Annotated in this window: 18 protein-coding genes and 2 pseudogenes; 16 read left to right on the plus strand and 4 right to left on the minus strand. The window is 71.4% G+C overall.

The window, feature by feature from the left end; translation table 11 throughout:
• Window positions 1-7: 7 nt before the first annotated feature.
• On the minus strand, window positions 8-844 hold the full coding sequence (locus AB0P24_RS03240; protein ID WP_365790460.1) for a helix-turn-helix transcriptional regulator: 837 nt from the start codon (window positions 842-844) through the stop codon (window positions 8-10).
• A 205-nt stretch (window positions 845-1049) separates the two neighbouring features.
• On the opposite strand from AB0P24_RS03240, the gene AB0P24_RS03245 reads away from it, so the two are divergent.
• The 5 genes and pseudogenes from AB0P24_RS03245 to AB0P24_RS03265 all read left to right on the plus strand — a co-directional run bounded on the left by AB0P24_RS03245 (window position 1050) and on the right by AB0P24_RS03265 (window position 3980).
• Window positions 1050-1454, plus strand: a complete 405-nt coding sequence (locus tag AB0P24_RS03245) for an ATP-binding protein (RefSeq protein ID WP_365790461.1) — start codon at window positions 1050-1052, stop codon at window positions 1452-1454.
• A 380-nt stretch (window positions 1455-1834) separates the two neighbouring features.
• Window positions 1835-2644, plus strand: coding sequence for an ETX/MTX2 family pore-forming toxin (locus AB0P24_RS03250; protein ID WP_365790462.1), 810 nt, complete (start codon window positions 1835-1837; stop codon window positions 2642-2644).
• A 181-nt stretch (window positions 2645-2825) separates the two neighbouring features.
• Window positions 2826-3113, plus strand: a pseudogene (locus AB0P24_RS03255) (NADP-dependent oxidoreductase); the annotation flags it as partial.
• Between the two features lies 1 nt (window position 3114).
• Window positions 3115-3434: pseudogene (locus tag AB0P24_RS03260) on the plus strand (IS630 family transposase); the annotation flags it as partial.
• A 222-nt stretch (window positions 3435-3656) separates the two neighbouring features.
• Entirely contained in the window at window positions 3657-3980 is a 324-nt protein-coding gene (locus tag AB0P24_RS03265) for a hypothetical protein (protein WP_365790672.1), read from the plus strand.
• Here AB0P24_RS03265 and AB0P24_RS03270 read toward each other — a convergent pair.
• Complete coding sequence (locus AB0P24_RS03270) at window positions 3974-4714, minus strand: SDR family oxidoreductase (RefSeq protein WP_365790463.1); 741 nt, start codon at window positions 4712-4714, stop codon at window positions 3974-3976. The genes AB0P24_RS03265 and AB0P24_RS03270 overlap by 7 nt on opposite strands.
• A 170-nt stretch (window positions 4715-4884) precedes the next feature.
• Here AB0P24_RS03270 and AB0P24_RS03275 point away from each other — a divergent pair, with 170 nt between their 5' ends.
• From AB0P24_RS03275 to AB0P24_RS03295, 5 genes are all read left to right on the plus strand, one after another.
• Window positions 4885-5718, plus strand: coding sequence for a helix-turn-helix transcriptional regulator (locus AB0P24_RS03275; RefSeq protein WP_365790464.1), 834 nt, complete (start codon window positions 4885-4887; stop codon window positions 5716-5718).
• A gap of 139 nt (window positions 5719-5857) precedes the next feature.
• On the plus strand, window positions 5858-6580 hold the full coding sequence (locus tag AB0P24_RS03280) for a VOC family protein (RefSeq protein ID WP_365790465.1): 723 nt from the start codon (window positions 5858-5860) through the stop codon (window positions 6578-6580).
• A gap of 161 nt (window positions 6581-6741) precedes the next feature.
• Window positions 6742-7524 carry a VOC family protein gene (locus AB0P24_RS03285; protein WP_365790466.1) on the plus strand — a complete coding sequence of 261 codons (783 nt, stop codon included), beginning with the start codon at window positions 6742-6744 and terminating at the stop codon, window positions 7522-7524.
• 147 nt (window positions 7525-7671) lie between these two features.
• Window positions 7672-8580 carry an MBL fold metallo-hydrolase gene (locus AB0P24_RS03290; RefSeq protein WP_365790467.1) on the plus strand — a complete coding sequence of 303 codons (909 nt, stop codon included), beginning with the start codon at window positions 7672-7674 and terminating at the stop codon, window positions 8578-8580.
• Between the two features lie 57 nt (window positions 8581-8637).
• On the plus strand, window positions 8638-9537 hold the full coding sequence (locus AB0P24_RS03295; protein ID WP_365790468.1) for an aminoglycoside phosphotransferase family protein: 900 nt from the start codon (window positions 8638-8640) through the stop codon (window positions 9535-9537).
• A gap of 96 nt (window positions 9538-9633) precedes the next feature.
• On the opposite strand, the gene AB0P24_RS03300 is transcribed toward AB0P24_RS03295, so the two are convergent.
• Window positions 9634-10233 carry a TetR family transcriptional regulator gene (locus tag AB0P24_RS03300; RefSeq protein ID WP_365790469.1) on the minus strand — a complete coding sequence of 200 codons (600 nt, stop codon included), beginning with the start codon at window positions 10231-10233 and terminating at the stop codon, window positions 9634-9636.
• Window positions 10234-10325: 92 nt separating this feature from the next.
• Here AB0P24_RS03300 and AB0P24_RS03305 point away from each other — a divergent pair, with 92 nt between their 5' ends.
• Window positions 10326-11375, plus strand: a complete 1050-nt coding sequence (locus AB0P24_RS03305) for an alpha/beta hydrolase (RefSeq protein ID WP_365790470.1) — start codon at window positions 10326-10328, stop codon at window positions 11373-11375.
• Window positions 11376-11463: 88 nt separating this feature from the next.
• Here the strand turns inward: AB0P24_RS03305 and AB0P24_RS03310 are convergent, their stop codons facing one another.
• The gene (locus tag AB0P24_RS03310; protein ID WP_365790471.1) at window positions 11464-12078 is read right to left on the minus strand and encodes an XRE family transcriptional regulator; all 615 of its coding nucleotides are present in this window, start codon (window positions 12076-12078) and stop codon (window positions 11464-11466) included.
• A 257-nt stretch (window positions 12079-12335) separates the two neighbouring features.
• Between AB0P24_RS03310 and AB0P24_RS03315 the strand changes: the two genes are divergently transcribed.
• The 5 genes from AB0P24_RS03315 to AB0P24_RS03335 all read left to right on the plus strand — a co-directional run bounded on the left by AB0P24_RS03315 (window position 12336) and on the right by AB0P24_RS03335 (window position 18498).
• Window positions 12336-12971, plus strand: a complete 636-nt coding sequence (locus AB0P24_RS03315) for a class I SAM-dependent methyltransferase (protein WP_365790472.1) — start codon at window positions 12336-12338, stop codon at window positions 12969-12971.
• A 47-nt stretch (window positions 12972-13018) separates the two neighbouring features.
• Window positions 13019-13756 carry an SDR family oxidoreductase gene (locus AB0P24_RS03320; protein WP_365790473.1) on the plus strand — a complete coding sequence of 246 codons (738 nt, stop codon included), beginning with the start codon at window positions 13019-13021 and terminating at the stop codon, window positions 13754-13756.
• A 209-nt stretch (window positions 13757-13965) separates the two neighbouring features.
• Window positions 13966-14997, plus strand: coding sequence for a LacI family DNA-binding transcriptional regulator (locus AB0P24_RS03325; RefSeq protein WP_365790474.1), 1032 nt, complete (start codon window positions 13966-13968; stop codon window positions 14995-14997).
• Entirely contained in the window at window positions 14994-16562 is a 1569-nt protein-coding gene (locus AB0P24_RS03330) for a sugar ABC transporter ATP-binding protein (protein ID WP_365790475.1), read from the plus strand. The genes AB0P24_RS03325 and AB0P24_RS03330 overlap by 4 nt, the downstream gene beginning before the upstream one ends.
• A complete protein-coding gene (locus tag AB0P24_RS03335; RefSeq protein ID WP_365790476.1) occupies window positions 16552-18498 on the plus strand; it encodes a substrate-binding domain-containing protein in 1947 nt (648 codons plus the stop codon). The genes AB0P24_RS03330 and AB0P24_RS03335 overlap by 11 nt, the downstream gene beginning before the upstream one ends.
• Window positions 18499-18523: the final 25 nt, after the last annotated feature.

Raw genomic sequence — 18523 nt, forward strand, 5'->3', positions numbered from 1 at the left:
CTATGCCTCACAGCTCTTCTACCAGCTTGCAGATGAAGTCACGCGACCTGTCGACATCGAGGGACGCCGTCTCCACTCTACGGAAGCTTGTTCGGTAGGTGTTGAGTTGAGCTTCGGAATCGATGAGCACCGAACCGTAGGGTGCGTCACGTACCACCGTGTCCAACTTGGCCAGCGGGCCACCCGCGTACGTCATCGCACCCGAGGCCCCGGCGAAGTAGTCCAGATCGAAGGGGACGACCCGCAGGGTGATGTGGTCCGCCTCGGAGAACTGAAGCAGCCGAGAGAGCTGAGCCTTGGAAGTGGCGCGGTCGCTGACCCTCATACGCAGGGCCGCCTCATGGATGACGACCTCATGCGGGATAGCGTGCTCCTGACGCGCCAACCGGTGCCGGACCCGCACTTCGATCTCGTCGCCGGTAAGTTCGGGCAGCCTGGACGAGAAAACGGCGCGGGCGTAGTCAGCCGTCTGCAAGCGCCCCGGCACGAAAAGGATCGCCACATCACGCAGGAATGCGGCATGGTGCTCCAGCTCGGACAGGTCCAGGAACGAAGTGGGCAACAGGCCCCGGTACTCCTCCCACCAGCCCCGCGTGCGATCGGTGGCCATCGCCACCAGAGCATCGATGAATTGATCGTCCGTACACGCATAGTGCGATGCGAGGCGCCGCACTCGCTGCTCGCTCACGCCTGAGAGCCCGGATTCGATCTGGGTGATCTGGACGCGATTCGCACCGAGCAGAGCCGCCGCCTCTATGGCGGTGAGCCCCGCGGCCTCGCGGAGCCTGCGCAGCTCGGCCCCCAGGCGCAACTGCCGTGCGGTTGGTTCGCGCCTCAGGACCATCAATTGCTCCCCGGTTCAACATGCCTGCGAACGCAGCTCGTTCGGGGTCAGATTACGCGATCGACTTGCCCCGTCTTACATGAAAGCCGTACCGTCAGTGACGCACCACACACGCAGCGGAAGTGCACCGCCCCGTCCTGCCACGACGGCCGCGACAACGCCACCCTGCGGCAAACTCCCTCACGACCACCGGAGTTGATGACGCATGCCCGCAGCCTGGGAGTACACGCTCACCATCCCCAACGACCTGCGCGCCGTCCCCGTCAGCCGGCACACGCTCAGACTGGTCCTCACCGCGCATGAACTCGTCCCCTTCCTCGACGTCGCCGAACTCCTCGCCACCGAGCTGGTCTCCAACGCCGTACGGCATACGAAGGGCCCCGCCGCCCTGCGCATCCGCTGGTCGCCGCCCGGCACTCTCCGGATCGGCGCGTGGGACGCGGACCCCGAACCGCCCGAGCCGCCGGTGCCGTTGGAGCGGCTCGGGGAGGTGGAGGAGGGGCGGGGGCTGGCGCTGGTGCGGGCCTGTTCGGATCTGTGGGGCTGGCAGCCGCTGTCGAGGTTCGGCAACAGGGGGAAATACGTGTGGTGCGAGCTGGCCGCGGCGTAGGCGGGCACCAGCGCCTTGCGCCCTGACCGGAACGTTCCGCAGCACACGAACATCAAGCTGCGCCACGTCGCGGAACTCCTGCTCGACCCCCCGCCCCCGCAGGGGCGACCGGGCCGCCGCTTCCGAGCGGGGACCGTGGCTGTGTATCGAGGTCAGTCGCACCGACGGGCAGCCCCGCGCCCGCATCCACGTCTGACGCGGTCCGCACCCCGGCTCTCCACGACCGGCGCGGGACTCGAACCACCGCCTTGCGGTCGGCCAGCCGACAAGCCCGGGGATCGATTCTCGATACGCCCGATTATTCGGCATATATCAAATATTTACGCCTGTCCGGAACAGTGGGGTGGTCAGCAGGTCGGGACACGACTCAAGGAGATCGCATGACCGTCACCGAGCCATCTCTCGGCTCTCCGGAGCCCAGGAAGCACGTCCACCACCGACAGTCCGCCGCCGGGACCGCGCAGGACCCGCAGGCGGTGGTGGAGACAACCATCGCGAAGAAGTCCGGGCCGGACATGCTCTCCCGCGTCAAGCAGTACCTCGTCCAGACCGGTTACCCCGACTCGGCCGCCATCACCCAGCTCAGTGGCGGTGACGCCTTCCTCTACACCTACGACCTGGCAGTCGAGGACTGGAAGTTCACCAACACGCTGCCCGGCGTCCTGATCCCCGAACTGGTCGACGAAAAGGAGATCGACAACAACTCCGACGCAACCGTCACCGAACAGTTCAGCTACTCCAAGACCACCACCGACACCTTCACCTTCTCCTTCACCGAGGGGCTGAAGGTGGGCGTGTCCGCCAAGTTCAAGGCCGGCGTGCCCTTCGCCGGCACGGAGTGGACGGTCAGCGGCGAGTTCAGCTTCACCGGCACCCAGTCCCAGACCACCACCAACACCGCCACGTGGACAAACACCGTCACGATCAACGTTCCGGCCCACACCAAGGTCCGCGCGGTGGCGTTCGTCACCGTCGGCAGCCCGATCTACAGCTTCTCCGCCAGCGCCGTCGTCACCGCCGGCAAGGTCAACATCCCCGTCTACGATTCCGCGATCGGCTCCTGGTACGACGCGATCATCCCGCTCGCCGTGCTGCTGCCCATGCCGGCCGACCGCAGCCTCACGCTGTCAGGAATCCTCTCGGCCAACCTCGGGGTGCGCACCTACGTGGACCTCGACCCGGCGGAGTGAGCACGGATCACCGGCTCGGAGATCTCGTCACCGTTGGCCTCGCGTCTTCACGAAGCGGACTGTCCCGCCCGTGATCGCGAAAGCAGACAGTGCCTCTGAACAGCGATGCCGGTGGCTTCGACCTTGAACGGCATCCTCAGCCAGGTCTTGCCCCTGCCCCATGGGTCGGGCTCAGCGTCCGGACTCGCTGCCCTACCCGGTGGCCCACCTCGCCCAGGGCTCTGCGGCGTACGGCGCGCTGACCCGACTGGCCAAGGTCCACGAGGGCGACACCGTGTTCGTGACCGGGGCCGCCGGTGCTGTGGGCACCCTGGCGGGCCAGATCGCCCGGCTGCTGGGTGCCGCCCGGGTGGTCGGCAGCACCGGCTCACCGGACAAGGCTCGGAGGCTGAGGCGAGAACTCGGTTACGACGCCGCCGTGCTGCGCGGCGCGGGACCGATCGACAAACAACTCGCCGAGGCGGCGCCGTGCCGACGGCTTCGACTCCCTTCACCCGAAGTACAAGGGCGGCCGACCGAAGACCTTCGCACTGCCCGAACGATGTGAATCAAGAAGATCGCCAAGTCCAGGCCGACCGACCGGGGACAACCTGCCGTTTTCGCCCGGAGCCTGGCGAGCCGGCCAACTTCCTGGTCGGCGAGGGCCGGTCGACGACATCAGTCTTGAGGGCCTGCGCATCAGGTTGCGCGAGGAGGCGTCGCCTTTCAACGCCTGAAGACCTGGAAGACCTCGCGAGACCCCGACTACACGGCCAGGAAAGCCCACGTTGAGCATCTCTACGCGATCGCGGGTTCCAGGGGTCGCTGAACCGGCTGCGGCCAGGAGTTCATCCCGCCCGAGGTGGGCACGCGTCGAACTCTCCCACTACGCTGACAGCCGGTCACTGTCCGCGGCTCGCCGAACGGATGCCGACACGACTTGCCGCTTCACCACGAACTCCGGATACAGCGCATGGTTGATGCTCCCCGCCAGTCTGTACGCCTCCGTATGCGTCGAGCCCTGCCGGAAGCCATGCGTGCCCGTGACAAGGTCGCGGTGAGCGCCCTGCGCGCCACGCTCGCCGCGCTGGACAACGCCGAGGCGGTGCCCGTGGACGGGACGGAACTGCGTGGCCTGGCCCTTGAGGCGTCGCCGGTCGGGGCCGGTGCAACCGAGGTGGCGCGGCGTGAGCTGAGCGAGCGCGACGTGGTGCGTGTCGTACACGCGGAGGCCACCGAACGACTGGACGCCGCCGCGCAGTTGACCTCACCCGCGCACGCCGACCGGGCCGGGCGGCTGCGCGCGGAGGCCGCCGTGCTGCTGCGCTTCGTCGACGAGACCGCTCGGGACTACTGAGCGCTCGCGGAGGGACGGACGACTATTTCGTTGACGTCCACCTGCGGGGGCTGGGAGACGGCGTAGGCGATGGCCTCCGCGACGGCGGAGGCGGGGAGTGCCACGGCGCGGTAGGTCTTCATGGCGTCCCTGGCCGCGGGGTCGGAGATGCCCTCGGCGAGTTCGGACTCGGTCACGCCCGGGGAGACGAGGGTGACCCGGACGGCGCCGGTGGACTCCTGTCGTAGTCCTTCGGAGATCGCGCGGACGGCGAACTTGGTGGCGCAGTAGACGGCGGCGGTGGGAGATACCTCGTACGCCCCGACGGAGGCGATGTTCACGAAGTGGCCGCCGCCCTGCGCGCGCATCACGGGCAGGGCGGCGGCGATGCCGTGCAGGACACCCCGCACGTTGACGTCGATCATCCGGTCCCACTCGTCGGTCCGCAGGGCTTCCAGCGGCGAGAGCGGCATGACCCCGGCGTTGTTGACGAGCACGTCCACGCGGCCGTAGCGCTCACGGGCGGCAAAGACGAAGGCCCGGACATCGGCGGCGTCCGTGACGTCCAGCCGTCGGAAGGCCGCGGTGCCGCCCGCGGTGGTGATCTCCTCGGTGAGCGTTGCGAGACGGTCGGTGCGGCGCGCTCCGAGGAGCAGGCGGTGGCCGTCGGCGGCGAGCCGGCGGGCGGTCGCCTCACCGATCCCGCTGCTCGCTCCGGTGACCGCCACGACCTTGGCGGTGTCTGTCGTCGTCATGCCTGCTGTTCCTCTCGGTGGAGCACGAGGTGTTCGTGGGAGAGCTCTCCGTCGCGCATGCCGCCCACCCGGCCGAGTCTGGGCAGGTGGGAGGCGGTCGGCCAGGGCGGGTGCTGCCTGGGTGTACCGCACCCAGGCAGCACCCGGCACCGGCGTCCTAGCCTGGGCGCATGACCGACCACCACCTGGGAGAGTTCCTGCGCGCACGCAGGGCGGCCCTGCGGCCGCAGGACGTCGGCATGGCGAGCCACGGCGTGCGCAGGGTCGCCGGACTGCGCCGCGAGGAGGTCGCCGTCCTGGCCGGGGTGAACGTGGACTACTACACCCGCCTGGAACAGGGCCGCGAACGCCACCCCTCGGCCCCCGTCCTCGACGCGCTCGGCCGCGCCCTGCGGCTGGACGCCGACGCCCACGCCCACCTGCACCGGCTGGCCGGGACCGTGCCGGGCGACCAGTTCAGCCACGCCACGGACCGGGTCGGTCCCGCCCTTCGCCAGTTGATGGACGGCTACCCCGGCGCCCCCGCGTTCGTCCTCAACCGGACCTTGGACATCCTGGCCGCGAACACGCTGGCCGAAGCCCTGCACTCACCGTTCGAACCGGCGGACAACCTGGCTCGCATGGCCTTCCTCGACCCGGCGGGGCGGCAGTTCTACACCCGGTGGACCGACACGGCACAGACCATCGTGGGTCATCTGCGTCAGGCAGCCGGCCTCGACCCGGACAACCCACGCCTGCGGGAACTCGTCCACGGCCTCGCCCGGCACAGCGCGGACTTCACCCACCTCTGGAACACCCACGCCGTCCGCGGCAAGACCCAGGACGCCAAACACCTGCTCCACCCCGACGTCGGCCCCCTGACCCTCACGTACCAGGCCTTCGACGTACGCGACGCTCCGGGCCAGCAACTCGTCGTCTACCAGGCCGAGCCCGGCAGCCCCGGCGCCCAGGCCCTCGCCCTGCTCGGCTCGCTCCACGCGACCTCGAACCAGGACGCCGGGTAGCCCCGGAGGGCCGACGGACCCGACGGTCCGCCCGCGCCGGATTTTCGGATGCGGGGGCACCACGCGGCCCCCTAGGCTGCCGCCCGCGGGAAGGGCAAGGCGACGTATCGGCCGTCAGCGGATCGGAGATGCCCGGGACATGGCCAGTCAGCTGTACGCGATCTGCTTCAACGCCACCCGGCCGTCGGACCTGGCGCGGTTCTGGTCCGGGGTCCTGGGCTGGGAACCGGCCGACGGTCCGGACGACGGCGTGGCGATCCTGCCCCCGGGCGCCGCCGGGTTCCGCATCCGTTTCCTGCCGGGCCAGGAGCCGAAGACCGGGCAGAACCGGGCGCACTTCGACCTGACGAGCGCCTCCCCGGAGGAGCAGCGGCAGACGGTGGCGAGGGCGCTGGAGCTCGGCGGGAAACACATCGACGTGGGGCAGCGCCCGGAAGAGGGGCATGTCGTGCTCGCCGACCCGGACGGCAACGAGTTCTGCGTCATCGAGGCGGGCAACGAGTTCCTCGCCGACACCGGCTTCATCGGGGCGCTGGCCTGCGACGGTACGCGGGAGGTCGGTTGCTTCTGGAGCGAGGCGCTGCGGTGGCCGCTGGTGTGGGACCAGGACCAGGAGACCGCGATCCAGTCGCCGGGCGGCGGTACGAAGATCACGTGGGGCGGTCCGCCCGTGGCGCCGAAGACGGGTCCGAACAGGTTGTACTTCGAGCTGGAGACTCCCGCCGGCGCCGACTGGGAGGCGGAGGTCGGCCGCCTGGTCGCGCTGGGCGCGACGCGCCCCGACACCGGCGAGGACGACGGTGTCCGCGTCCTGATGCTCGACCCCGACGGCAACGAGTTCCGCGTGCGGCGACCGCGGTAGGGGGCTGCCGTCACCGTCATCACCTGGCCGCCACGGCTTGCGGGATCGGGGGCGCGTAGGTGAGCCGAGCGTGGAAACCCCGGTCGCTCCGGTGGCGGGAAATCGCCGGGGCGGTGATGGTGGGCGGCGGGGAACTTCTTCGCGCGCAGGGAGAGCTGCACATGCCCGAGATCACCACTCCGTACGCGACCGGCACCCCGTGCTGGGTCGATCTGATGGCGCAGGACCAGCAGGCGGCGCTGGACTTCTACCGTGACCTGTTCGGCTGGCAGGGCGAGGTCGGCGGGGCCGACTTCGGCGGGTACGCGGTCTGCACGCTGCGGGGCAGGCCGGTGGCGGGCATCGGCGCGGCCATGGCGCCGGAGGGGCAGCCGGAGCCGCCGACCGTGTGGACCACCTACCTGGCCAGCACCGACGCCCAGGCCACCCAGGACACCATCGTCTCGGCCGGCGGCACGCTGATCGCCCCGGTGATGGACGTCGGCACCATCGGCCGGATGCTGATCGCCGCCGACCCGCAGGGCGCGGTGTTCGGGGTGTGGCAGCCGGGTGAGTTCCACGGCGCCGGGGTGGTCAACGAGCCGGGCGCGCTGATCTGGAACGAGCTGAACACCAGCGACGTACCCGGCGCCACCGGCTTCTACGGCGAGGCCTTCGGGATCGAGATCCAGCCGATGGAGGGCGCCGACGGGACCTACTGGTCCCTGAACGTCGGCGGCCGGGGCGTCGGCGGCGCCGCCCGGCTCGGCGACGACCGGCCCGGCGTCCCGCCGCACTGGCTCACCTACTTCGCGGTCGACGACGTCGACTCCACCGTGGACGCCCTGGTCAAGCGGAACGGCACGGTGATCGCACCGCCGTTCGAGATGATGGCCGGCCGCATGTCCGTGGTCGCCGACCCGCAGGGCGCCGCCTTCGCGGTCTTCAAGCCCAAGCCGATGTGAGCCGCCGTGAGGCGTCTTCGGCAGAGCAGCCCCTTGCCGTAACCACCAGATCCTGGCCCCCTTCCGCTTTCCGTCCCGCCGGGGATACCTCTGAGGCGACCAGGCGACCGGGCGACCGGCGGTGCGGGAACGGAAGAGGACGGGGTCATGGGAATCGAAGAGGCCGAACGGGGCTGGCGGGTGGACGGGCGCTGCACGAACTGCGACGTCGCGCGGCAGCTCGCCCCGGGACTCATCGGGGAGGTGGCGGGGCGCTCGGCCGTACTGCGCCAGCCGCGCGACCCGGCGGAGGCGGCACGGTTGCACGCTGCGGCGCACGCCTGCCCCACCCGGTCCGTCCGGCCCCCGGGCGGGCGGCTGGACCCGGCCCGGGACCCGTTCCCGATGCCCCTGGCCGACGACACCGGCTCCGGCACCGGCACCGTGCTGCTGTGCGGGCACAACTCGCCGCACACCGCCGGCGCCAACTCCTACCTCCTGCGCCGCCCCGACGGCACGTCGATGATGATCGACACCCCGCGCTGGAGCCCGGCGCTCGCCGCCCGTTACGAGGCGCCGGGGCCCGTCACCGACGTACTCCTCACCCACCGCGACCACGCCGCGCACGGCCGCCGGTACGCCGACCGGTTCGGCGCCCGGCTCTGGATCCACGAGGGCGATCTCGACGCCGCCCCGGACGCCGACCGGGTGCTGCGCGGCGCCGAGCCGGCCGAGATCGCCGCCGGCGTCCACGCCCTCCCCTTCCCCGGGCACACCCGGGGCAGCGTGCTCTACCTGGCCGACGAGCGGTACTGCTTCAGCGGCGACAGTTTCCACTGGTCGCGTACGACGGCGGACATCGAGGTGGTGGACAGCGTCACCTGGTACTCCATCCGCGAACTGGCCGCCTCGCTGACCCGGGCCGCCGGCCGGCTGCGCTTCGAGTGGCTGCTGCCGGGGCACGGTGACCGCCGCCGTCTCCCACGCGAGGAAATGACGTCCCGGCTCCAGCACTTGGCGGCCCGCACGCGCGAACTCCGGCCCCGCCCCGTGGACTTCACCGCGGTGCGCTGGTGAGCTTCCTGCCGGAAAGGCGTTTGACGCCCGTCGGCGGCAGGCGGTCGGATGACGTCGATGAACACAGGGCGGATGCATCCCGGCACCCATCACGTCGACGACGACCTGGTACGGCGGCTGGTCGCCGGGCAGTTCCCGCGGTGGGCGGGGCTCGCGGTCGAGCGGTTCGCGTCCGGCGGCACGGTCAACGCCATGTTCCGGCTGGGGGACGACATGGCCGTACGGCTGCCGCTGGTGCGGGGCGGGGCCGACGACGTGCCGACGGAGCGGACCTGGCTGCCCCGGCTCAGGGCCCACCTGCCCACGCCCATCCCTGAGGTGCTCGGGGCCGGAGAGCCCGCCGAGGGGTATCCGTGGCCGTGGTCGGTGTACCGGTGGCTGCCGGGGGAGAATCCGGAAGCGGGAGCCCTGAGCGAGCCGGTACTGCTGGCCGGGGATCTGGCCCGGTTCGTGGCGGCGATGCGGAGCATCACCCTGCCGGGCGCGCCGCGGGCCCACCGCGGCGGGCCGGTCGCCTCGCTCGACGCGGCGACCAGGGCCGCGATCGAGGAACTGCGCGGAATTCCGCAGGAGGGCGTCGACTGCGACGCGGCCGCCGCCGTGTGGGAGGAGACGCTGGCGGCACCGGGCTGGGACGGGCCGCCGGTGTGGCTGCACGCCGACCTCATGCCGGGCAACCTGCTGGTGGACGGGGGCAGGCTGACCTCGGTGATCGACTTCGGGTGCCTGGGAGTGGGCGATCCGGCCTGTGATCTGTTCCCGGCGTGGAATCTGTTGCCGGCCGACGCGAGGGAAGTCTTCCGCGAGGCGCTGGGCGTGGACGACGCGACCTGGATCCGCGGCCGGGGGCGGACTCTCTCGCAGGCGCTGATCGCACTGCCGTACTACCGGAAGACGAACCCGGCGATGGCGTCCAACGCCCGGCACGTGATCCGGGCGGTGCTGGCGGAAGGCTGAGGCGGTCGCCCGCCGGGACCGTGCGGCAGCGGACGGGGCCCGGTTCCGCTTCAACCGACCTTCGCAGAGCGGCCAACCGGGTGGTGCTGCCCGGGGTCACGACGCCGGCCCGGATGGTGGCCGCGGTCCGCCCCCGGCCGGTGCGGTGAGGTGCCTGATGGCGTCCAGGGTCTCCCGGATCCACCGGGCGAGGGTGTGCCGGCCGGGGTCGTCGGCCCAGCGTTCGATGGCGACCTTGAACGCGGCGATCCCGATTTCGGCCGCGAGTGTGGCGGTGGTGGCCTCCAGGCCGCGCTCGCGAAGCGCGTCGGCGAGGGTGGACGCGAGTGAGGCCAGTTTGGCCAGTTCGCGTTCCTGCAGTTCGGGATTGGCGGCGATGACGGCCTGCCGCTGCCGTACCAGTTCCGCGCGTTCCTCGAGGACGGGAGCGGCTTCGGTCAGGGCGTGGGCGATCACCTCCAGTGGCGCCAGAGGTGCGGCGGCGGTGGCCGTGGCGTGCGCGAGGACGTCAGCCAGGGCGTTGGGCTGGAAGAGGACTTCCCGCTTGTCGACGAAGTGCCGGTAGAAGGTGCGTTCGGTGACCTCGGCCCGGGCGGCGATCTCGGCCACGGTGGTGGCGTCGAAGCCCTTGTCGTTGTAGAGCTCCATCGCCGCTTTCTCCAGGCGGCCTCGTGCGTCGGGTTTCCATCGGCCCATGTTCCGATCCTACTCACTGATGTCAGAATCTGACATCAGAGTGATGACAGGGTCTGACATGGGCGCTACCGTGATGTCACGAACTGACATCAGTGCTCTCCGCCCAGGTCGGGAGCCTGCACGACCGGCTGCTGTGCAGCCGCGAGGAGACGGACGACATGAACACCAAGAACGCACACGAGCGGATCGACCCCGAACTCGCCGAGGCGCTGAAGGCGGTGCCGATGACGGAGGCGGGGGTGTTCGACGTCAGCGACCTGGCGGGCACGCGCGCCGGCGTCCGCGCCTTCGCCGAGGCGATCGCGGCCGGGACACCGGACGAGCCGTCCGTGTCGGTCGAAGAGGTCGACGTGGTCCGCCCGGACGGATCGACCCTCCCCGTCCGGCTGCTGCGGCCCACCGAGGCAGCCGGGCCGCTCCCGGTGCTGCTCTGGTTCCACGGCGGGGGGCAGGTCCTCGGATACGCCGCCCAGGACGATCCCGCCCTCAAGCCCCTGGTCCTGGAGGTCGGCTGCGTCGTCGCCTCCGTCGACTACCGGCTCGCGCCGGAGGCTCCCGCCCCGGCCGCCGCCGAGGACGGACTGCTCGCCTATCGCTGGCTTCGCGGTCAGGCAGCCGCGCTCGGCATCGACGAGGGCCGCGTCGCCCTGGCCGGGCAGAGCGGTGGCGGCGGCATCGCCGCAGCCACCGCGCTCATGATCCGCGACCAGGGCGAGCCGGCGCCGCTGTTCCAGGCGCTGAGCTACCCGATGCTCGATGACCGCAACACCACCGCTTCGAGTCACGAGGTCACCGACATCGGCATCTGGGACCGCGCGACCAACATCCTGGCCTGGAACCTGGTCCTCGGGGACCGCGCCGGCGCCGACGAGGTGCCGCCGTACTGCGCACCCGCACGCGCGACGGACCTCACCGGCCTGCCGCCCACCTTCGTCGCGGCCGCCGAACTCGACGTCTTCCGCGACGAGGACCTGAGCTACGCGGCCAGGCTCCAGGCCGGCGGCGTGCCCGTCGAACTGCACCTGTACCCCGGCGCCTACCACGCCTTTGACCTCTTCGCCCCCGGAGCCGCGGTGAGTGCCGCGTACGTCCACGCCTGGTACGGATACCTGCGCCGTCGGTTCTCCGCCCGTCAGCCCTGAGCGCCCGGTGCGCGGCCCGGCCGCGCGGTGACGGCCTGCCGGCCGCCGCCCGGACCTGTGGACGGCCGGCCACCGCCGCTGTGCCGTGTCACTCGGTGCCTGCTGCGATGCCCTCAGGCCGTGGCCGTGCGGTCCGGGCCCGGAGGTGTGCGCGCTCTCCCTGGTGGCCCAGGAGGCTGAGGATTTCGACGGGGTTCTCGTCGGCGTTGCCGAACCAGTGGGGGGTGCGGGTATCGAATTCGGCCGCTTCCCCGGGCCTCATGACCAGGTCCTTGTCTCCCAGGACCAGGCGCAGGCGGCCGTCGAGGACGTAGATCCACTCGTAGCCCTCATGGCTGGACTGCTCGGGCTCGGGTGAGCGCATCCTGGGCGAGATGATCAGTTTGTAGGCTTGCAGGCTTCCTGCTCGCCGCGTCAGGGGCAGCATGGTCATGCCGTGGCGGGTGACGGGCTTGAGCCGCAGGCGGGGATCGCCGGTCTGCGGCGCCCCGATGAGTTCGCCGATGTCCACGCGCAGTTCGCGCGCCAGAGGGAGCAGCAGTTCGAGGGTGGGGCGGCGCTGACCGGTCTCCAGGCGGGAGAGCGTGCTCAGGGAGATCCCGGTGGACCGGGCCAGGAAGGTCAGCGACAGGTTGCGCTGCGTGCGCAGATGTTTCAGGCGGGGCCCGACCGCCGCCATCGTCGACGCGGTCTCTTCGTCCATGCCCCCTACCTTGCCACCGCAGCAAGGATCTTTGCATGTCGGTCTGCGTGGTCCGACTGTGTCGGCAGGCGCCCCGATGCGGGCGACGGCACAGGACAGGAGACGGCGCGATGGCCCGAGGCAGCTCGCCCACCGCCCCGGCGGGTGCGCCTGACACCGCGTCGGCGCCGCCCGGCCGGCCTCGTCCTCCTCGGCGTGTGAGCACGCCGCGTCCCCGCCCCCGTACGACCCTGCCCTGCCGTCCGAAGGAGTCCGTGATGACCGAGAACGACCCGCGTTTCAGTGCCGCCTTCTGGGACCGGCGCTACGGCGGCACCGGCCAGGTGTGGAGCGGTGAGCCCAACTCCGCGCTCGTCGAGGAGGTCTCGCTCCTCACGCCCGGGACGGCACTGGAGGTGGGATGCGGTGAGGGCGCGGACGCCGTCTGGCTGGCCGGGCAGGGCTGGCAGGTCACCGGCGTCGACTTCTCCTCCCAGGCCCTCCGGCGGGCCGCCGGGCACACCCCCGCCCACCTGGCCGGCCGCATCACCTGGCAGCAGGCCGACATCCGCCACTGGCAGCCCGGCGAACGGCCCCGCCACGACCTGGTCACCGCATCCTTCAGCCACTTCCCCCGACCGGTACGGGAATCGGTCTTCGCAGCCCTCGCCGACCGGGTCGCCCCCGACGGGCATCTGGTGATCATCGGGCACCACCCGGGCGACCTCGGCACCGCCATGCCCCGCCCCGCCGAACCCGGCCTCTTCTACACCGCCGACGACCTCGCAGCCGGCCTCCCCGACCACGAGTGGAAGGTCCTCACCCGAACCGCGCGCCCGCGCGCCGCCACCACGCCCGACGGCACGCCGGTGACCGTCCACGACACCGTCCTCACCGCCCGGCGCACCCGCTGAAACAACCCGATCGACGCACGACGCACGACGGAGAAAGAAGCACGATCATGAGCGAGGACCTCGCCCGGCAGACCGCCCTGGTCACCGGAGCCACCGCGGGCATCGGCCGCGCCACCGCCCTGGCCCTGGCCGCACGCGGCGCCGACATCATCGTCCACGGCCGCGACAAGGACCGCGCCGCCGACACCCGCCAGCAGATCGAAGCCCTCGGAGCCACCGCCCGCTTCGAACCCGCCGACCTGTCCGACCCCGCACAGGTGACCGCGCTCGCCGAACGCGCCGGCCACGTCGACATCCTGGTCAACAACGCGGGCATCTTCCGCTTCGCCCCCACCGCCGACACCGACCCGGCCACCTTCGACGCCCACATCGCCGTCAACCTGCGCGCCCCCTACCTCCTCGTCCAGGCCCTCGCCCCCGGCATGACCGCACGGGGACACGGCGCCATCATCAACATCAGCAGCGGCGCGGCCACCACCCCCGGCCCCGGCAGCGGCATCTACGGCGCCACCAAAGCCGCCCTGGAATCCCTCACCCGCGTCTGGGCCGCCGAATACGGCCCCGACGGCGTCCGCGTCAACGCCGTCGCCGCAGGCCCCACCCGCACCGAAGGCACCACCGCCTACGGCGACGCCTTCGAATCCGCCGGACAGGCCGTCGCCCTCAAGCGCCTCGCCGACCCCGAGGAGATCGCCGCGGCCGTCGCCTTCATGGCCTCCCCGGACGCCAGCTACGTCAACGGCGCCACCCTCAGCGCCATGGGCGGCCGGCCCGCCCTCGGCTAGGCGGACGCGCGCGGGGCGCAAGCGGCCCGGCCCCGGGCCGGGCCCCTCCGGTCCTCCCCTCGGTCCTCCCCTCGGCCCGTCCCTCGCCCCCCCTTCGGTCACGATTGGATTTCGGCCACCTCCGGGCCCTTGCCTCCGCGCCGTGTAATCGATTCCAATCCTCGGTGCACGCAGTCGTGTAATCGATTCCACGAGGAGGTGGAGCGGGGATGGCGAGCATCAAGGACGTCGCCGCCGAGGCAGGCGTTTCCGTCGCCACGGTGTCCCGGGTCCTGAACGACCATCCGTCGGTCAGCGACGACGCCCGTACCCGGGTGCTCACCGCCGTACAGACGCTGGGCTACCGCCCGAACGCCGTCGCCCGCTCCCTGCGCACCGACCAGACCCACACCCTCGGCCTGGTCATCAGCGACGTGATGAACCCCTACTTCACCGAACTGGCCCGCTCGGTCGAGGAGGCGGCCCGCGCCCTCGGCTACAGCGTCATCATCGGCAACGCCGACGAACGGCCGGACCTCCAGGACCACCACGTGCGGACGCTCCTCGACCGGCGGATAGACGGGCTGCTGGTCTCCCCCACCGACGGCGGCTCGCCGCTGATGCTGGAGGCCGCGCGGGCCGGGACGCCCATGGTGTTCGTCGACCGGTGGATCCCGGGCGTCGACGTGCCGGTGGTGCGGGCGGACGGACAGGCCGCCATCCGCGATCTCGTCGCCCACCTGTGCGGGCTCGGACACCGGCGGGTCGCGATCATCGCGGGGCCCGCGGCCACGACCACCGGCAGCGAACGTGTGCGGGCCTTCCGCGAGGCGCTCGCCGAGCACGGCGTCCCCCTCCCCGACGCCTACACGGGCCAGGGCGACTTCCAGGCCGAGAGCGGACGGCGGGTCACCGAGGGGTTCCTCGACCTGCCCGAGCCGCCCGAGGCCGTGTTCGCCGCGGACAACCTGATGGCGCTGGGCGCGCTGGACGCGATCCGGGCGCGGGGGCTGCGGGTGCCCCATGACATCGCGCTGGCCGCCTTCGACGACATCCCCTGGTTCGTCCACACCGACCCGCCCGTCACTGCCATCGCCCAGCCCACCGGCGACCTGGGCCGCGCCGCCGTACGCGCGCTGGTCGACCGCATCGAGGGCCGCCCCCCGCGGTCCGTCACCCTCCCCGCCCGGCTCGTCGTCCGCCGCTCCTGCGGCGAAGGCCGCGACGAGCACCAGACCCCCGTGCAAAGGAGCACATCGTGAGCAACCCGGACGAGTTGCTGCGCATCGAGGGCATACGCAAGTCCTTCCCCGGCGTGGTCGCGCTCGACGGCGTCGACTTCGATCTGCGCCGGGGCGAGGTGCACGTGCTCCTCGGTGAGAACGGCGCGGGCAAGAGCACCCTCATCAAGATGCTCTCCGGCGCCTACACCCCCGACGCGGGGCGGATCCTGGCCGGCGGCGAGGAGGTGCGCATCCATGGTGCGCAGGACTCCGAGCGGCTCGGGATCGCCACCATCTACCAGGAGTTCAACCTCGTACCCGACCTCACGGTCGCCGAGAACATCTTCCTGGGGCGGCAGCCGCGCCGCTTCGGGATGATCGACCGGAAGCGGATGGAGGCCGACGCCGAGGTCCTGCTGAAGCGGGTCGGCCTCAGCGTGTCGCCGCGCGCGCGTGTCCGTGAACTCGGCATCGCCCGGCTCCAGATGGTCGAGATCGCCAAGGCGCTCAGCCTGGACGCACGGGTGCTCATCATGGACGAGCCGACCGCCGTCCTCACCTCCGAGGAGGTGGAGAAGCTCTTCGCGATCGTGCGGCAGTTGCGCGCCGACGGGGTGGGGATCGTCTTCATCACGCATCACCTGGAGGAGATCGCCGTCCTCGGGGACCGGGTGACGGTCATCCGGGACGGGAAGAGCGTGGGCCAGGTGCCCGCCGCCACCCCGCAGGACGAGCTGGTACGGCTGATGGTCGGACGGTCCATCGAGCAGCAGTACCCGCGCGAGCGGACCGAGACGGGGGTCGCGCTGCTCTCCGTCCAGGGCCTGACCCGCGACGGGGTCTTCCACGACGTGAGCTTCGAGGTGCACGCGGGCGAGGTCGTCGGGATCGCCGGGCTTGTGGGTGCCGGCCGTACGGAGGTCGTACGGGCCGTCTTCGGGGCCGATCCGTACGACAAGGGGGCCGTGCGGGTCTCCGGTACGGCGCTCAGGCGGCACGACGTGGGCGCGGCCATGGCGGCCGGGATCGGGCTCGTCCCCGAGGACCGCAAGGGGCAGGGGCTGGTGCTCGACGCCTCCGTCGAGGAGAACCTCGGCCTGGTGACCCTGCGGAAGGCGACCCGGGCCGGGATCGTCGACCTCAAGGGACAGCACACCGCCGCCGAGCGGATCGCCGGGCAGCTGGGCGTGCGGATGGCCGGGCTCGGCCAGCACGTGCGCACCCTGTCCGGCGGCAACCAGCAGAAGGTCGTCATCGGCAAGTGGCTGCTCGCCGACACCAGGGTGCTGATCCTCGACGAGCCGACGCGCGGCATCGACGTCGGCGCCAAGGTCGAGATCTACCAGCTGATCAACGAACTCACGGCCGCCGGGGCCGCCGTGCTGATGATCTCCAGCGATCTGCCGGAGGTCCTCGGGATGAGCGACCGGGTGCTGGTGATGGCCCAGGGCCGGATCGCGGGCGAACTGGCCGCGGACGAGGCCACCCAGGACTCCGTGATGGCACTCGCCGTCAGCACCCCCGCCGCCCCCAGCACTCCCACCACCCCCGTCACCCCCACCACCCCCACCACAACCGACAAGGAGGCCGGACGTGGCCACTGACACGCTCAAGAGCAGCGGCACGGGCGCCGGTGGCGCCGCGGGTGTGCGCCGGCTGCTCCTCGACAACGGCGCGCTCACCGCGCTGATCGTTCTCGTCATCGCCATGTCGGCGCTGTCCGGGGACTTCCTCACCACCGACAACCTGCTCAACGTCGGCGTCCAGGCGGCCGTGACGGCCATCCTCGCCTTCGGCGCGACCTTCGTGATCGTCGCGGCGGGCATCGACCTGTCGGTCGGCTCGGTGGCGGCCCTGTCGGCCACCGTGCTGGCGTGGAGCGCCACCTCGCACGGGGTGCCGGTGTTCCTGGCCGTCGTCCTCGCCGTGGCCACCGGCATCGCGGCGGGTCTCGTCAACGGCTTCCTCATCGCGTACGGCAAGCTGCCGCCGTTCATCGCGACGCTCGCCATGCTGTCGGTGGGACGCGGCCTCGCGCTGGTGATCTCGGAGGGCTCCCCCATCGCCTTCCCCGACTCGGTCTCGCACCTCGGTGACACCCTCGGCGGCTGGCTGCCGGTGCCGGTGCTGGTCATGATCCTCATGGGGCTGATCGCGGCCTTCGTGCTCGGCCGGACCTACATCGGGCGCTCGATGTACGCGATCGGCGGCAACGAGGAGGCCGCCCGGCTCTCCGGGCTGCGGGTGAACAAGCAGAAGCTCGCCATCTACGCGCTGTCCGGGCTGTTCGCGGCCGTCGCCGGCATCGTGCTGGCCGCCCGGCTCTCCTCGGCGCAGCCGCAGGCCGCCAACGGCTACGAACTGGACGCCATCGCGGCCGTCGTGATCGGCGGCGCCTCGCTGGCCGGCGGCACCGGCAAGGCGTCCGGCACGCTGATCGGCGCGCTGATACTCGCGGTGCTGCGCAACGGCCTCAACCTGCTCAACGTGTCCGCGTTCTGGCAGCAGGTCGTCATCGGTGTCGTCATCGCGCTGGCCGTGCTCCTGGACACCGTGCGCCGCAAGGCCGGGGCCACCCCGCTCGCCGCCGGCACCGGCGGCAACAAGGGCAGGCAGGCCGGGACGTACGCCCTCGCCGCGGTCGTCACCGTGGCTCTGGTCGCCGCGACCTCCCTGCTGCACACCGGCTCCTCCTCCGCCACCCCGAAGATCGGCCTGTCCCTGTCCACCCTCAACAACCCCTTCTTCGTGCAGATCCGGGCCGGCGCCCAGGCCGAGGCGAGGAAGCAGGGCGTGGACCTGACCGTCACCGACGCCCAGAACGACGCCTCGCAGCAGGCCAACCAGCTACAGAACTTCACCAGTTCGGGTCTCGGCGCGATCATCGTCAACCCGGTCGACTCGGACGCGGCGAGCAACTCCGTGAAGGCCGCCGACAAGGCCGGCATCCCGGTGATCGCCGTCGACCGCGGCGTCAACAACGCCACGACGGCGACGCTGGTCGCCTCCGACAACGTCACCGGCGGCGAGCTGGCCGCGAAGACGATCGCCGAGAAGCTCGGCGGCCAGGGCAAGATCGTGATTCTGCAGGGCCAGGCCGGCACCTCCGCCGCCCGGGAGCGGGCGCAGGGCTTCGCCAACGGCCTCAAGGCCTACCCCGGCATCCAGGTGGTGGCCCAGCAGCCCGCCGACTTCGACCGCACCAAGGGCCTCGACGTGATGTCGAACCTGCTCCAGGCGCACCCGGACGTCCAGGGTGTGATCGCCGCCAACGACGAGATGGCCCTCGGCGCGATCAAGGCGCTGGGTTCCAAGGCCGGTTCGTCGGTCTCGGTGATCGGCTTCGACGGCACCCCGGACGGCCTGACCGCGGTGAAGAACGGCACGCTGTACGCGTCGGTGGCCCAGCAGCCCAGCCAGCTGGGGAAGATCGCCGTGGACAACGCCCTCAAGGCCGTCAAGGACCAGAAGATCCCGTCGGCGATCAAGGTGCCGGTGAAGGTGGTCACGAAGGACAACGTGGCCGGTTTCACGGGCTGAGGCACCAGCGGGGCGGCCGGGCGCT

This window comes from Streptomyces sp. NPDC086519 (assembly GCF_040686075.1).
GTDB classification, from domain to species: Bacteria; Actinomycetota; Actinomycetes; order Streptomycetales; family Streptomycetaceae; genus Streptomyces; species Streptomyces shenzhenensis.